The sequence below is a fragment of the Cupriavidus lacunae genome (assembly GCF_003353055.1).
GTDB lineage: Bacteria > Pseudomonadota > Gammaproteobacteria > Burkholderiales > Burkholderiaceae > Cupriavidus > Cupriavidus lacunae.
Genome location: NZ_QKWJ01000013.1, coordinates 95,492 through 109,906, shown reverse-complemented (window position 1 = coordinate 109,906; position 14,415 = coordinate 95,492). Strand labels below are relative to the sequence as shown.

The 14,415-nt window shown below is 68.2% G+C and carries 16 protein-coding genes; 6 read left to right on the top strand and 10 right to left on the bottom strand.

Annotated features, from left to right (window positions below; genetic code table 11):
- Positions 1–57: 57 nt before the first annotated feature.
- The 3 genes from slmA to argB form a co-directional block, all read right to left on the bottom strand.
- On the bottom strand, positions 58–717 hold the full coding sequence (gene slmA, locus DN412_RS13530) for a nucleoid occlusion factor SlmA (RefSeq protein WP_115212106.1): 660 nt from the start codon (positions 715–717) through the stop codon (positions 58–60).
- Positions 714–1,664, bottom strand: coding sequence for a pyrimidine 5'-nucleotidase (locus DN412_RS13525; protein WP_115212133.1), 951 nt, complete (start codon positions 1,662–1,664; stop codon positions 714–716). The genes slmA and DN412_RS13525 overlap by 4 nt, the downstream gene beginning before the upstream one ends.
- A 72-nt stretch (positions 1,665–1,736) precedes the next feature.
- Positions 1,737–2,654 (bottom strand): acetylglutamate kinase, encoded by a 918-nt coding sequence (gene argB / locus DN412_RS13520; protein ID WP_010813296.1) that lies wholly within the window; start codon positions 2,652–2,654, stop codon positions 1,737–1,739.
- Positions 2,655–3,017: 363 nt separating this feature from the next.
- Here argB and DN412_RS13515 point away from each other — a divergent pair, with 363 nt between their 5' ends.
- On the top strand, positions 3,018–3,248 hold the full coding sequence (locus DN412_RS13515) for a cysteine-rich CWC family protein (protein ID WP_115212105.1): 231 nt from the start codon (positions 3,018–3,020) through the stop codon (positions 3,246–3,248).
- Here DN412_RS13515 and DN412_RS13510 read toward each other — a convergent pair.
- Complete coding sequence (locus DN412_RS13510; protein WP_115212104.1) at positions 3,221–3,748, bottom strand: DMT family transporter; 528 nt, start codon at positions 3,746–3,748, stop codon at positions 3,221–3,223. The two genes, DN412_RS13515 and DN412_RS13510, sit on opposite strands and share 28 nt — an antisense overlap.
- A gap of 93 nt (positions 3,749–3,841) precedes the next feature.
- On the opposite strand from DN412_RS13510, the gene DN412_RS13505 reads away from it, so the two are divergent.
- Positions 3,842–4,777, top strand: coding sequence for a LysR family transcriptional regulator (locus tag DN412_RS13505; protein ID WP_115212103.1), 936 nt, complete (start codon positions 3,842–3,844; stop codon positions 4,775–4,777).
- Between the two features lie 175 nt (positions 4,778–4,952).
- Here the strand turns inward: DN412_RS13505 and DN412_RS13500 are convergent, their stop codons facing one another.
- Positions 4,953–5,435, bottom strand: coding sequence for a copper chaperone PCu(A)C (locus DN412_RS13500; RefSeq protein WP_115212102.1), 483 nt, complete (start codon positions 5,433–5,435; stop codon positions 4,953–4,955).
- A gap of 188 nt (positions 5,436–5,623) precedes the next feature.
- On the opposite strand from DN412_RS13500, the gene DN412_RS13495 reads away from it, so the two are divergent.
- On the top strand, positions 5,624–7,018 hold the full coding sequence (locus DN412_RS13495) for an ATP-binding protein (protein ID WP_115212101.1): 1,395 nt from the start codon (positions 5,624–5,626) through the stop codon (positions 7,016–7,018).
- Entirely contained in the window at positions 7,015–7,626 is a 612-nt protein-coding gene (locus tag DN412_RS13490; protein WP_115212100.1) for a response regulator transcription factor, read from the top strand. The genes DN412_RS13495 and DN412_RS13490 overlap by 4 nt, the downstream gene beginning before the upstream one ends.
- Before the next feature lie 73 nt (positions 7,627–7,699).
- On the opposite strand, the gene DN412_RS13485 is transcribed toward DN412_RS13490, so the two are convergent.
- The 5 genes from DN412_RS13485 to DN412_RS13465 form a co-directional block, all read right to left on the bottom strand.
- Complete coding sequence (locus DN412_RS13485) at positions 7,700–7,993, bottom strand: hypothetical protein (RefSeq protein ID WP_115212099.1); 294 nt, start codon at positions 7,991–7,993, stop codon at positions 7,700–7,702.
- A gap of 287 nt (positions 7,994–8,280) precedes the next feature.
- Positions 8,281–9,612: an ATP-dependent protease ATPase subunit HslU gene (gene hslU / locus DN412_RS13480; RefSeq protein ID WP_115212098.1), complete on the bottom strand. Its 1,332-nt coding sequence runs from the start codon at positions 9,610–9,612 to the stop codon at positions 8,281–8,283.
- A gap of 52 nt (positions 9,613–9,664) precedes the next feature.
- Entirely contained in the window at positions 9,665–10,201 is a 537-nt protein-coding gene (gene hslV, locus DN412_RS13475) for an ATP-dependent protease subunit HslV (RefSeq protein ID WP_078194830.1), read from the bottom strand.
- Between the two features lie 229 nt (positions 10,202–10,430).
- Positions 10,431–11,417, bottom strand: coding sequence for a tripartite tricarboxylate transporter substrate-binding protein (locus tag DN412_RS13470; protein ID WP_115212097.1), 987 nt, complete (start codon positions 11,415–11,417; stop codon positions 10,431–10,433).
- A 296-nt stretch (positions 11,418–11,713) separates the two neighbouring features.
- The gene (locus DN412_RS13465; RefSeq protein WP_115212096.1) at positions 11,714–12,613 is read right to left on the bottom strand and encodes an alpha/beta fold hydrolase; all 900 of its coding nucleotides are present in this window, start codon (positions 12,611–12,613) and stop codon (positions 11,714–11,716) included.
- A 109-nt stretch (positions 12,614–12,722) separates the two neighbouring features.
- Here DN412_RS13465 and DN412_RS13460 point away from each other — a divergent pair, with 109 nt between their 5' ends.
- Together DN412_RS13460 and DN412_RS13455 are read left to right on the top strand one after the other, a co-directional pair.
- The gene (locus tag DN412_RS13460; protein ID WP_115212095.1) at positions 12,723–13,259 is read left to right on the top strand and encodes a Fur family transcriptional regulator; all 537 of its coding nucleotides are present in this window, start codon (positions 12,723–12,725) and stop codon (positions 13,257–13,259) included.
- A gap of 54 nt (positions 13,260–13,313) precedes the next feature.
- Complete coding sequence (locus DN412_RS13455; protein ID WP_115212094.1) at positions 13,314–14,387, top strand: CobW family GTP-binding protein; 1,074 nt, start codon at positions 13,314–13,316, stop codon at positions 14,385–14,387.
- Positions 14,388–14,415 lie beyond the last annotated feature (28 nt).

Sequence of the window (14,415 nt, the reverse complement as noted above, 5' to 3'; positions counted from 1 at the left end):
ACCGGGCAATTATAGAGCAATCGGCCCGGCGTGTTGAATTAGAACCCAAATGGGTTCTTAGCCCAGCAAGACCCGCAGGTGCGCCTCGGCATGGTCCGAAGGCGACTTGCGGAAGCCGCTCTTGGCATAGCGGTGCCACTGGCCCTGCACCGCCGCCATGATCAGCGCGGCGCGCGCGGGGATATCGGCATCCGCCGGGAACGCGGCTTGCGTCACCGCCATCTTCAGGCACTGGCGCAGCGACGCCTCGATGCGGTCCACCACCTGGTTGATGCGCTCCTGCAGTCGCTCATGCTCGCCCACCAGCGCCTCGCCGGTCAGCACGCGCGTCATGCCCGGGTTTTTCTCGGCAAACGACAGCAGCATGCGCACGATCGCGTGGGCCTGGCGCAGGCCGTGTTCTTCCTTGTCGGTGATCTGGTTGATCAGGCCGAATACGGTCTGCTCGATAAAGCCGATCAGGCCCTCATACATCTGCGCCTTGCTGGCGAAGTGCCGGTACAGCGCCGCCTCGGACACGCTCAGGCGCGCGGCCAGCGCGGCGGTGGTGATCTTCTCCCGGCGCGGGTGCTCCAGCATGGTGGCCAGCGTCTGCAGGATCTGGACGCGGCGCTCGCCCGGGCGCGGGCGCTTGCGTGCCGGCTGGCCGCCGTCTTGCGCGTCCTGTGCACTGCCTGTAATGACCGCCTCTGGTTCGCGCCCGTTGCTTTGCGTCATGACCCGATTCTCCGCATTCGTCGTTGGAGTTGATGCATCGATTGTACTTTTATGTCCACATAGGCTGGCCGGTTCGGCACGCGGGCGCGCACGCGCGGCACATTGTCGGGCTGCGCCTGCGGCGCCTGGGACTCGGCGGCCACCAGCGTAACCGACTGCTCCTGCGCGGCGTGGCCGACATGGCGGCGGTCCTCCGCGTCCAGCGTCGAGCGTACCGCGGCATCGCGCCGGCTGCCGTCGTCGCGTAGCGCGGTGGATCCGGCAGGCACATCGTGCGGGCGCGATGGCGCGATCGTGCGCAGGTAGCCCGTCACCCACGCGGTACGGATGCCGGTGCCGGCGTAGCGCTTGAGGTGCGACACCGTGTCTTCCACCAGCACCGCGCGATGCGGCGCGATGCGCGCCTGCACCAGCAGCCGGCGCAGCATGCGGCGGTCCGGCTTGGGCCGCAGGTGGCCATGGACCCACATCTGCTCGATCGCCACCACGCGCTCGAAGCAATGCGTGATGCCGGCGATCTCCAGCACCGCGCGCGCGTAGTCCTGCGGGGCGTTGGTGACCAGGATCTTGCGCCCGGGCAGGCGCCGCAGGTGCGCGGCCAGCCCGCGCCGCACCCGCACCATGTCGGCCAGCTCCGGGAATTCATGCGCGGCACGCAGGAAGTCAGCCGGGTCCACGCCGTGGTGCCGGATCATGCCGAGCAGCGTGGCGCCATAGCGCTGCCAGTAGTCCACGCGCACGCGGCTGGCGGTGGCCTCGTCGCAGCCGAGCACGCGCGCCACGTAGGCGGTCATCAGCCGGTTGATCGCCGGGAAGATCGCGTGCGAGGCGTCGTGCAGGGTGTTGTCGAGATCGAACAGCCAGACCGTATCGCCAGAGGTATTGCCAGCGGGGCGGCGGCAGAGGCGAGCGCGGACACGGCGCGGATGAGGAAGACTGGAAGGCACGCCGGGCAACTCGGAGGATGATGGGATATTCCGGGGCGGCTGGCCGTGGCCAGCGCCGCCCCGGGGCTCCGCTCAGTGCGAGCGGATCATGGTGCCGAAGGCCTGCTCGGTCAGGATTTCCAGCAGCAGCGAATGCTCGATGCGGCCGTCGATAATGTGCACCGAGTGCACGCCGCTCTTGGCCGCGTCCAGTGCCGACGAGATCTTCGGCAGCATGCCGCCCGAGATGGTGCCGTCGGCGAACAGTTCTTCGATCTCGCGCGCGGACAGGTCGGTCAGCAGGTTGCCCTTCTTGTCCATCACGCCCGGGATGTTGGTCATCATCACCAGCTTCTCGGCCTTCAGGATCTCGGCCATCTTGCCGGCGACCACGTCGGCGTTGATGTTGTAGGCCTGGCCGTCGTCGGAGAAGCCGATCGGCGAGATCACCGGGATGAAGGCGTCGTCCTGCAGCGCCTTGACCACCGCCGGGTTGATCGCCTCGATGTCGCCGACGTAGCCGATATCGATGAAGGCGCCCGGGTTCTCGCGGTCCGGCATCTGCAGGCGCTTGGCGCGGATCAGGCCGCCGTCCTTGCCGGTCAGGCCCACGGCCTGGCCGCCGTACTGGTTGATCAGCATCACGATGTCCTGCTGGACTTCACCGCCCAGCACCCACTCGACCACTTCCATGGTCTCTTCGTCGGTGACGCGCATGCCCTGCACGAAGGTGCCGACCTTGCCGACCTTCTTCAGCGCCTCGTCGATCTGCGGGCCGCCGCCGTGCACCACCACCGGATTCATGCCGACCAGCTTCAGCAGGATCACATCGCGCGCGAAGCCGTGCTTGAGCTTCTCTTCGGTCATGGCATTGCCACCGTACTTGACCACAATGGTCTTGCCGTGGAACTTGCGGATATACGGCAGGGCCTCGGCGAGGATCTCGGCTTTCAGCGCGGGAGCAATGGCGGCCACCGTGGTTGCGGCAGGCCCGGGGTTGTCGGCGTTCATGGGGGACATCCGTGAGAATCAACAGGTATGATGGCTAATCGGCCGCGTACCCGGGGATAACCAACGGGGATCGCCCGAAAGTGCGCCATCCGGCCACGGCAGGCGCCGATTTTACAAGAAACCGCGCGGGGCGCGAGTCCACCGGCTGAACACGGCCCCGTGAATGGCCTGCAAGCGGCCTGCAAGCGCCCCACGGGGCACCAGGCAGCGTGCCGGCGTTCCGTCCGCGCAACAACGCTGTCGCCTGAACCGTTTGGCCAACGTCCTGGCACAGCGTTCCCCAGTCCTGACCATCATGCCCGAAGCCAACCGCATGCCGCCGGCCCGAATCCCCGCATTCCCGCAAGCGCCCGGGAGCCGTCCATGAGCGACGCCTCGGCCGTGCTGACCGGCCAGCTGCGCCCGGTCGAGCATTGCAGCCGCTGCGGCGCGGGCTTTGTCTGCGGCTACGCGGCAGGGCTGCCCGAGTGCTGGTGCGCCAGACAGCCATTGCTGCCGGCGCGGCGGATCGTGCCGGGCCAGCACTGCCTGTGCCCCACCTGCCTGGCGGCGCGCCGCCAGGCAGCTCAGGAGCCCGATCCCGCCACTGGCTGAGGTGCCGCCGGCGCCGCCGCACCGCCCCACTGCATCACCACCATGCCCACCACGATCAAGGCCGCGCCCGCCAGCCGCGCCGGCGTCAGCATGCGCACCGCAAAGCCGGCCAGCCCGAACTGGTCCACCAGCAACGCGGCCAGCACCTGCCCTGCCACCACCGCGGCGATAAAGCCGGCGGCGCCCAGCTTCGGCGCCATCATCAGCGCGGCCGAGATATAAAAGACCCCCAGCACCCCGCCGCTCCAGAGCCAGCCCGGCGCGCGCGCCAGTGCCGCCGGCGCGGGCAGCGGCACGCGCATCAGCCACAGCACGGGCAGCAGCGCCGCCAGGCTGACCAGCAACGAGACCAGCGTGGCCGACAGCGGATGCCCGAGCGTGCGCCCGAGGGTGGCGTTGGCGCCCGCCTGGAACGGGATCGCCGCGCCGGCCAGCACGGCGGTGCCAAGCGGCAGCCAGATTGAAACAGGGATCGAAAAGGGCAGCTGGGTGCCTGACATAGCGCGCTCCATAGGGCAAGATGCGATGCCAGCAGTTTGAAATATCGCAATGCGAATTTCCAATTCTGCTTTCGTACGTTTATTATTCGCCGAATGAATAGCCTACGCGGAATCGACCTCAACCTGCTGGTGGTGCTGGAAGCACTGCTGGCCGAGCGCCATATCTCCCGCGCCGCGCTGCGGCTGCACCTGAGCCAGCCGGCGGTGAGCCACGCGCTCGGGCGCCTGCGGCAGCTGCTCGACGATCCCATCCTGGTGCGCGGCAAGGGCGGCCTGGTGCTGAGCGCGCGCGCGCATGAGCTGTCCGGCCCGCTGGCCGAGGCGCTGGCGCAGGTGCGCATCCTGCTGGGGCCCAGCGGCTTCCAGCCGTCCACCGCGCGGCGCAGCTTCCGGCTGGCGATGTCCGACTACGGCGCGCTGGTGGTGCTGCCGCGGCTGCTGCGCGCGGTGCGCAAGGCCGCGCCCAATATTGACCTGGTGGTGTCGCAGGCCAGCCGCGAAGGCATGACCGCGCAGGTGGCCGACGGCGAGATCGACATGGCGCTGGGGGTGTTCACCCACCAGCCCGAAGACGTGAAGTCGGCCGAACTGTTCCGCGAGAGCTATGCGTGCGCCGTGGACGCCGCCACCGTGCGCGACACCGGCCGCCTCGACCAGGTGGCCTACCTGGCGCGCTCGCACGTGCTGGTCGCCACGCACAGCGAACGCATGGACGCGATCGACACCGCCGTGGCCAAGCTGGGAGGACGGCGCAAGATCGCCTGCGTGGTGCCGCACTGGAGCGTGGCGCCGGCGCTGATCGCCGGGACCAACCTGGTGCTGACCACGGCGCGGCGCAGCCTGGCCGCCCTCGAAGACGACCCGCGCTACGCCGTGTTCGCCCCGCCGTTCGCGCTGGAAGACTTCACCTTCAGCATGATCTGGCACGAGCGCACCGAGGCCGATCCCGCCCACACGTGGCTGCGCGAGCGCGTGCTGGCCGCGGCGGCCAGTCAGGAATCGGAAGAACCGATCAGCTTGCGCGGCTGACGGCGCACCGTTGGCTGGGCCCGCGCCGGCGGCCGTGACTCACGGCGCGGCGCGGGGCTGGCAGGTGGCTTGCCGGTCCCCGACTGGCCGCGAAAGACCAGCTTCTGCCGGGTACCGTGCTGCTTGTTGGCCATGATGTCGGATGGGATCAGCCCGGCGCTGGCGGCCGGGCCGCTCAGTGCTTGTGGTCGCCGTGGCCGCCGCTGGCGGCAGCCGGCACCATGTCGCGCACTTCGGCCGTGACCTTCTGCTCGACCACCTTGCCGCCCTGCTCGATCGTCAGCGTGATCGGCACGGTGTCGCCTGCCTTGAGCTGCGACTTCAGGCCCATCAGCATCACGTGGTAGCCGCGCGGCTTCAGTTCGACGTCCTGCATCTTGGGCAGGTCCAGCGACTTGACCTGGCGCATGCGCATCACGTTGCCTTCCATCTTCATCTCGTGCAGTTCGGCCACGGCCACCGGCGACGACACGCCGACCAGCTTGGCGTTGTCGTGGGCGTGCAGCACCATGAAGGCGCCGGAAGCGGTCTGGGTCGGCACCGTGCCACGCACCCAGGCATTGCTGACATCGACCTGGGCCAGGGCGGCGCCGGATGCCAGCGCGGCTGCGAGGGCGATCGATGCGGCCAGCGTGGCCGAGCGGAATTTGGCTTGCATGAAAGGCTCTCCTGAAAGCAGACATTAGACCATGGCAAGGCCCGCCCGTGCATGCGCCTGGCATGGCTGCCGTGCGGCACGTAATCGGCTACACAACAGGCTAGTCTGGCAGCCCGCGCGGCGCCGCGCCAATGCGGCAAGGTGTCGCACGCACGGGTGCCCCGCGGCCGCATTGATACACTCGCGCCATGACCACTGCCGCAGCCGTGACCCGCTTGCCCGACCTCCCCTTCCTGTCGCCATTGCCGGCCGCCACCTCCGCCCGCCATGGCCAGGTGACGCTGCGCCGGCTGTTCTGGCTGCGCTGGGCGCTGCTGGCTGGCCAGGCGCTGACGGTGCTGAGCTGCGAACCCATCGCCGGCATCCGCCTGCCTTACGGGCCGCTCATGGTGGTGTTCGGGCTGCAGGCACTGTTCAACCTGCTGACCGGCCTGCGCCTGCGCCAGCACACGCGGCGCAACAGCGCTCCCGGCGAGGCCGAACTGATGGGGCAGCTGCTGGTGGACCTGACGGCCCTGTCCGCCATCCTGTTCTACACCGGCGGCGCAACCAACCCGTTCGTCTCGTTCTACCTGCCGGGGCTCGCCATTGCCGCAGCCATCCTGCCGTGGCGCCAGGTGATTGTCCTGGCGCTGTATGCGCTGGCCTGCTACACGGTGCTGCTGATCGAATATGTGCCGCTGGACCTGCACAACCCGGACAACGCGGTGAACTACCACCTGGCCGGCATGTGGCTGAACTTTGTCGCCAGCGCGGTGATGATCGCACTGTTCGTGGCGCGCCTGTCCGGCGTGCTGCGCCAGCGCGAGGCGCAGCTGAACCTGGCGCGCGAGCAGTTGCTGCGCGAAGCGCGCGTGGAGGACCTGAACGGCCAGGCTGCCGCGGTCGCGCATGAGATCGGCACGCCGCTGGCCACGCTGGCGGTGATCGCCGGCGAGCTGCGTGCCGATGCGTCCGAGCCGGGCCGCGGCGCCACCGCGATCCACGCCTACCTGCCCGACCTGCAGACCATGGAACAGCAGCTGGCGCTGTGCCGCTCGACGCTGGCGCGGCTGCGCGAAGACCCGGCCACGCTGGCGCCGCAGCGCATCGACGGCTGGCTGCCGGCGTTTGCCGAGCGCTGGCAGCTGCGCCACCCCAACGCCAGCCTGCAGGCCATCGCCACACCCGGCGCCGCCGCGCAGGCGGTGGAAACCGCGCGCGTGGGCCAGATCCTGACCATCCTGCTGGACAACGCCGCGCGCAGCCAGCAGGCCGCCGGCCGCGGCACGCAGCCGCTGCAGCTGCAGATCGCCATGGCGCCGGGCAATACCGCGCCGTGGCTGTCATTCCGCGTCGCCGACCACGGCGACGGCATTCCCGAAGCGCTGCGCGGCCAGCTGGGCGAAACCCCGGTGGCCAGCCAGCACGGCGGCCAGGGCATCGGCCTGTACCTGGCGCAAAGCGCCGCCCGGCAGATGGGCGGCGAACTGGCCTGGCATGACCGCCCCGGCGGCGGCACCGTCGCCGAGCTGCGCCTGCCCGCGCTCTCCACCTTTCCCGCATCCGCGGCCACCGCCGCCACCGCGCAACCCACCCCATGACCGACACCTTCACCCCGGTACCCGAAGCCACCGCACCGGCTGGCACGCCCTTCCTGGTCATCGACGACGACGAAGTCTTTGCCGGCACGCTGGCGCGCGCGCTCACGCGCCGCGGCTATGCCGTGGAGGTGGCGCACGACAGCCGCACCGCGCTCGCGCTGGCAGCGCGCACCGAATTTGCCTACGTCACGCTGGACCTGCACCTGGAACCGCCGCCGGAAGCCGGCAGCACCGCGCCCGCCGAATCGGGGCTGCAACTGGTGTCGCCGCTGCGCCAGGCTTTGCCCGACGCGCGCATCCTGATCCTGACCGGCTACGCCAGCATTGCCACCGCGGTGGCGGCGGTCAAGCAAGGCGCGGACGAATACCTGGCCAAGCCGGCCAATGTCGATTCGATCCTGACCGCGCTGATGGCGGGCGTGTCTGAAGATGCGGCGCAGGCCGCGCTGGAAGAGCCGATGCCGCTGTCGGTGGCGCGGCTGGAATGGGAGCATATCCAGCGCGTGCTGGCCGAGCATGGCGGCAATATCTCGGCCACCGCGCGGGCGCTGAACATGCACCGGCGCACCTTGCAGCGCAAGCTGGGCAAGCGGCCGGTATCGCGCTGAACCTTCCGCAGGAAAGCAAAAGGCCGCGCATCAGCGCGGCCTTTTGCTGCTGGTTGGCGCCGACGGCGCCGGATTACAGGCGCAGCTGCACGTAGTCCCAGTCCAGGCCCTCGGCACCGTCCGGTACCGTGCTGTCTTCGGCGATGCGCATGGCATCGCCGGCATGGCGGTCCGCCAGCGTGACCAACGCGCCCGAATCCAGCGCCAGCGTCGCCGCCGCGGCAGCGGCCGCGCCGATGGTGCCCGATTGCGCTGCTTCGGCGGCCGGGATGGCCGGGCGGATGCACAGGAACGCGGTTGCCGCGGCCAGCGCGGCCAGCAGGCCGCCCGTGGCGAGTACAACCCGGCGGGTCTTGTAGATGACCATCTGATTTCTCCTGCCAGTGAGTTGATGGGGATGCGGTGGCTCCCGCACCGGTCAATCGACCGTCAAGGTGCGCAAGGGTCGCATCGCCCGGCAGGGGCGCGCCAGCGGGCTTACCAATGCTTACGATGGTTACCGGGGTGTGGCAGGTGGAAACGCACTGACATCAAAATCCCGTCCGTGCAGGTGACTCGGCCGTGTGAACCCTGCGCGGGGCACGTGGCCTTGGCGAGGAAGCCAGCAAAAAGGGCGCACCGTGGTGCGCCCCTCATGCCATGACCGCGCTGGATTTACAGCACGTAGCGCGACAGATCCTCATTGCCAGCGAGGTCGCCGAGACGCTCGTCGACATACGCCGCATCGATCGTCACGGTCTCGCCCGACGACCGGGTAGCGTGGAAGGACAGGTCCTCCAGCAGCCGCTCCATCACCGTGTACAGGCGCCGCGCGCCGATGTTCTCGACCTTCTCGTTGACCGAGAAGGCGATCTCGGCCAGCCGGCGGATGCCGTCCGGCGCGAACACCAGGTTGACCGCTTCGGTGCTCAGCAGCGCCTGGTACTGCTTGGTCAGGCTGGCATCGGTCTGCGTCAGGATGGCCTCGAAGTCCTGCACGGACAGCGAATCCAGTTCGACCCGGATCGGGAAGCGGCCCTGCAGCTCGGGGATCAGGTCGCTCGGCTTGGACAGGTGGAACGCGCCCGAGGCAATGAACAGGATGTGGTCGGTCTTGATCATGCCGTACTTGGTGCTCACCGTGGTGCCTTCGACCAGCGGCAGCAGGTCGCGCTGCACGCCCTGGCGCGAGACCTCGCCGCCGCCGATTTCGCTGCGGCTGGCGATCTTGTCGATCTCGTCCAGGAACACGATGCCGTTCTGCTCGACATTGGCGATGGCCTTGTGCTTGAGCTCCTCGTCGTTGACGAGCTTGGCGGCCTCTTCGTCGATCAGCAGCTTGAAGGCTTCCCTGACCTTCATCTTGCGGCGCGCCTTCTTGCCCTGGCCCAGCCCGGCAAACATGGTGCGGATCTGCTCGGTCATGTCTTCCATGCCCGGCGGGCCCATGATGTCCATGCTCGGCATGCCGGCGGAGACTTCCAGCTCGATGTCCTTGTCGTCGAGCAGGCCTTCGCGCAACTTCTTGCGGAACACCTGGCGGGTGTTGGAATCCTTCTCTTCCGGCTGCGAGAAGCCGATGTCGCGCGGCGGCGGCAGCAGCACGTCGAGCAGGCGGTCCTCGGCCGCGTCCTCGGCCTTGGTGCGCACCTTCTTCATCTCGGATTCGCGCGTCTGCTTGATCGCCATCTCGGCCAGGTCGCGCACGATGGTGTCGACGTCGCGGCCGACGTAGCCCACCTCGGTGAACTTGGTGGCTTCGATCTTGATGAAGGGCGCGTCGGCCAGCTTGGCCAGGCGGCGCGCGATCTCGGTCTTGCCGACGCCGGTCGGGCCGATCATCAGGATGTTCTTGGGGGTGATTTCCTGGCGCAGCGGCTCGGTCACCTGCTGGCGGCGCCAGCGGTTGCGCAGCGCCACCGCCACGGCCTTCTTGGCCTTGTTCTGGCCGATGATGTGCTTGTCGAGTTCGGAAACGATTTCCGACGGGGTCATGGTGTGCGACATGGTATCCGTTCAGTGGGGCGTGCCGGCTGCCTGCGCGGCGGCCGGCCATCGCTCATTCCAGCGTCTCGATGACGAAGTTGGTATTGGTGTAGATGCAGAGCTCGCCGGCGATGCCCAGCGACTTCTCGACCACGTCCCTGGGCGCCAGGTCCGTGTTCTCGATCAGCGCCTTGGCGGCCGACTGGGCATACGCGCCACCAGAGCCGATCGCGGCGATGCCGCCTTCGGGGTCCAGCACGTCGCCGTTGCCGGTGAGGACCAGCGTGGTGTCGCGGTCGGCAATGATCAGCATGGCCTCCAGCCGGCGCAGCGCACGGTCCGAACGCCAGTCCTTGGCGAGGTCCACCGCGGCGCGGGTGAGATTGCCCTGGTGCTTTTCCAGCTTGGCCTCGAAGCGGTCCAGCAGCGAGAATGCATCGGCGGTGCTGCCGGCAAACCCGACCAGCACCTTGCCGTTGTAGATGCGGCGTACCTTGCGCGCGGTGCCCTTCATCACGATATTGCCGAGCGTGACCTGGCCATCACCGCCAAGCGCGACCTGATTGCCGCGGCGGACGCTGACGATGGTAGTGCCGTGATACTGTTCCATGGTGGCTTCCGTGAATATGTCAGGACCGTAGTTGGCGACGCCCCCGGCCGGTTTCAAGGCCTTTCGCGCGCGCCGCGAAGCGCCGCCCGGTCTGACCAAATATAGGACGCCCGCCGGCAGGCTGCCGGGCGCCCCATCAGAAAGCAAAAAGGGCCATGCGCTGCCGCATGGCCCTTGTCCGCAACGCGCGGGCCTGTGGCCAGCGCGCCTCACGCATCACTCCACCTGATCAGTCGGCGTACACGCCGGCCTTCTTGATCACCGGGGTCCACTTGTTGATCTCGGCGCTCAGGTAGGTGCGCAGCGAATCCGGCGTCGCGCGCTGTGCCGGCACGGCCTCGGCGCCCAGCTCAGCCATCTTGGCGCGGAAGGTCGGGTCGGCCACGGCCTTCTGCAGCGCGGCCGACAGCTTGTCGATCACCGGCTTGGGCGTGCCCTTGGGCGCGTACATGGCGTGCCAGACCTTCACTTCCACGCCCGGCATGCCCTGCTCGGCCGCGGTCGGGACATCCTTGAACGCTTCCACGCGGCGTGCCTGCATGGCCGCGTACGGCTTGACCGAGCTGGCCTTGAGATGGCCGGCGAGGTTGGTGGTCTGGTCGCACAGCAGGTTGACCTGGCCACCCAGAATATCGGTCAGTGCCGGCGCAGCCCCTTTGTACGGCACGGTGGTCAGCTCGGTCTGGATCGCGCTCTGGAACAGCAGGCCGCACAGGTGCGAGGCCGAGCCGATGCCGGCATTGGCCAGCGACAGCTTGCTGGCATTGGCCTTGATATACGGCACCAGGTCCTTGAAGTTGTTCGGCGGCAGCTGCTTGCTGCCGACCAGGATCATCGGCACGTCAGCGATTTCGCCGACCATCTCGAAGTCCTTGAGCGGATCGAAGCCCAGGTTGCGGTACAGCGCCGGGGCCGTGGCCATGCCGATATGGTGGATCAGCACGGTGTGGCCGTCATTCTTGGACTGGGCCACCTTCTTGGCACCGATGGTGCCGCCGGCGCCGCCCAGGTTTTCGATCACGATGGTCGTGCCCAGATGCTTGGACATGATCGCGGTCAGCTCGCGCGCGACCTTGTCGGTGGGGCCGCCCGCCGCGAACGGCACTACGGCCGAGACCGGCTTGCCGCCCGGATATTCCTGGGCATGCGCGCCCGCCGCCACGCCCATCGCGCTGACTGCCAGCGCGGCCGCGACCATCTTTGCCACTCGTTTCATGCTTTCTTCTCCTGGTTCCCTGTCATACCCGTCTGCAATGCGTTGCCGCCGGCCCGCCCCCCGCTGGTGCGGGGGCGCTTCTGGCGCGGTCTTTCTGGCCGCGCTCCCGGACCATGCCGGCCGGCTCCGCTGCCCCTGCCGTAAACGGCAAGGGAGGGGGTTGATGTTAGCAACAGCAGACAATAGGCAGGTATAGGGGCTAACCCGCCTGCAATCAGCCGCATATGGCGGGAAAGAGGGAAGATATGGCAGAGATCGGCTACAAAGGGCTGCGTTTGTGACACCAGCCCCACTGCCTAACGGAAGAAACCGAGCATTTCCTCGAGCAGCGGTTCAGGGGCCTCTTCCGGGATGTAATGCCCGCAGGGCAGCGCGCGGCCGCTGACTTCGGCGGACACCTCTTGCCACAGCACCAGCGGCTCGAAGCAGCGCGCCACCACGCCGTGCTCGCCCCACAGCACGCGCAGCGGCAGCGCCAACCTGCGCCCGGCCTCGCGGTCGGCGCGGTCGTGCTCCAGGTCGATGGTGGCGGCGGCGCGGTAGTCCTCGCACATGGCGTGCACGCGGGCCGGGTCGCGCATCGCCGCGGTGTAGGCAGCCATCGCGTCGGGGGCAAAGGCCGCCAGGCCGGCGTGACGCAGGCCCATCAGCTTCTGGATGTAGAAGTCCGGCTCGGCATTGATCAGCGTCTCGGGGAACGGCGCCGGCTGGATCAGGAAGAACCAGTGCCAGTAGGCGGCGGCAAAGGCCATGCTGGTGCGCTCGTACATCGCCAGGGTGGGCGCGATGTCCAGCAGCATGGCGCGGCTGACCGCCTCCGGATGGTCCATGCACAGCCGGTGCGAGACGCGGGCACCGCGGTCGTGGCCGCACAGCGCAAAGCGCTCGAAGCCGAAGGCCGCCATCAGCGCCACCTGGTCCTGCGCCATGGTGCGCTTGCTGTAGTGCTCATGGCCGGCGTTGCCCGGCGGGGCCGAACTGCTGCCGTAGCCGCGCAGGTCGGTGGCGATCACAGTGAAGTGGTCGGCTAGCGCCGGCGCCACCCGGTGCCAGATCAGGTGGCTCTGCGGGTGTCCGTGCAACAGTAGCAGCGGCGGCCCCGAACCGCCGCGCACGCCGGCGATCTCGACCTCGCCGACATGCTGACGGAAGGGTTCGAAATTCGGGAACAGCAGCGCGCTGGCGTCGTTCAGCATGGGTGGTCTCCGCTTTTGGGGTGGTCCTGTGCCGATCATAGGCGCAAACTGCCGCCCCGGCTGACGCAACTGAATTGCATCAACCGGAGGCCTATGGTTAAATCCGGCCATGACCCGTCCCAGTCCGGACCGGCCGGCCATGGCGCCGGAACCGGCAATCCCGACCCCGGCGGCCCTGGAGGCCGCCCGTGAACGCCTGCGCCAGCTGGGCGCGCGCGTGACCCAGCCGCGGCTGTGCATCCTGGCCTGCCTGATCGGCAGCGACGAGGCGCTGACCCACCAGGCCGTGATCGACCGCCTGCCCGAAGCGGGCGAGACCATCGACCGCGTCACCGTCTATCGCGTGCTGGACTGGCTGGTGGACCAGGGCATGGCGCAGAAGCGCGCCGGCAACGACCGGGTGTTCCGCTTCAGCCTGGTCGAGCATGAGGCCGCGCGCGCGCAGGAGCACCGCCAGCACAGCCATTTCCACTGCACGCGCTGCGACCGCACCTTCTGCCTGGACGATGCCAGCGCCCCGCTGCAGCCGGCCGCGCCGCGCGTGCCCAGCGGCTTTGCCATCGAACATGTCGAACTGACCGTGAACGGCGTCTGCGCCGAGTGCGGCAAGCGTGCGCCCGCCGCGCCTGGCGGTGCCTCGCACTGAACGGCGCACTGAGCGGCTTACAGAACAGCTTTCTCACATACCCGGAGAACAACAATGTCCAAACTGATTCCGGTCACGATCCTGACCGGCTTCCTCGGCAGCGGCAAGACCACCCTGCTCAAGCGCATCCTGAACGAGCAGCACGGCATGAAGATCGCCGTCATCGAGAACGAGTTCGGCGAAGAGAACATCGACAACGAAATCCTGGTGCAGGACGGCCGCGAGCAGATCGTGCAGATGAGCAACGGCTGCATCTGCTGCACCATCCGCGGCGACCTGGTGCAGGCCCTGTCAACGCTGCTGACGCGCCGCGACGCCGGCGAGATCGGTTTCGACCGCGTGGTGATCGAGACCACCGGCGTGGCCAACCCGGGCCCGGTCGCGCAGACCTTCTTCATGGACGAGGAAATCGCCTCGCGCTACCTGCTCGACGCGGTGATCACGCTGGTCGATGCCAAGCACGCCCACCTGCAGCTGGACCAGCAGGAAGAGGCGCAGCGCCAGGTGGGCTTTGCCGACGCCATCTTCATCACCAAGTCAGACCTGGTGACCGAAGCCGACGTGGCCGAGCTGCGCCACCGCCTGCTGCACATGAACCCGCGCGCGCCGATCCGCCTGGTCAACTTTGGCGAGGCGCCGATCGACACCATCTTCGACCTGCGCGGCTTCAACCTGAACGCCAAGCTGGAGATCGACCCGGAATTCCTGCGCGCCGACGAGCATGAGCACGATCATGACCACGAGCACGGCGAGCACTGCGGCGACGACTGCGGTCACGATCATGACCACGGCCATGGCCACGCGCACGACCACCACCATCACCACAACCATACCGACCGCATCGCGTCGTTCGTCTTCCGCAGCGACAAGCCCTTCCACTACGGCAAGCTGGAGGAATTCCTGTCCGGCATCCTGGCCGTGTACGGGGAAAAACTGTTGCGCTACAAGGGCGTACTATATATGGAGGGTGTGGACCGCAAAGTGGTGTTCCAGGGTGTCCACCAGCTGATGGGCAGCGATATCGGCGCCAAGTGGGAAGACGAGACCCCGGGCACGCGCATGGTGTTCATCGGCGTGGACCTGCCCCGCGACGCCATCCTCAAGGGCCTGGAGAACTGCCTGGCCTGAGTGCACCAGCCGCCCCATGGGCGGCACC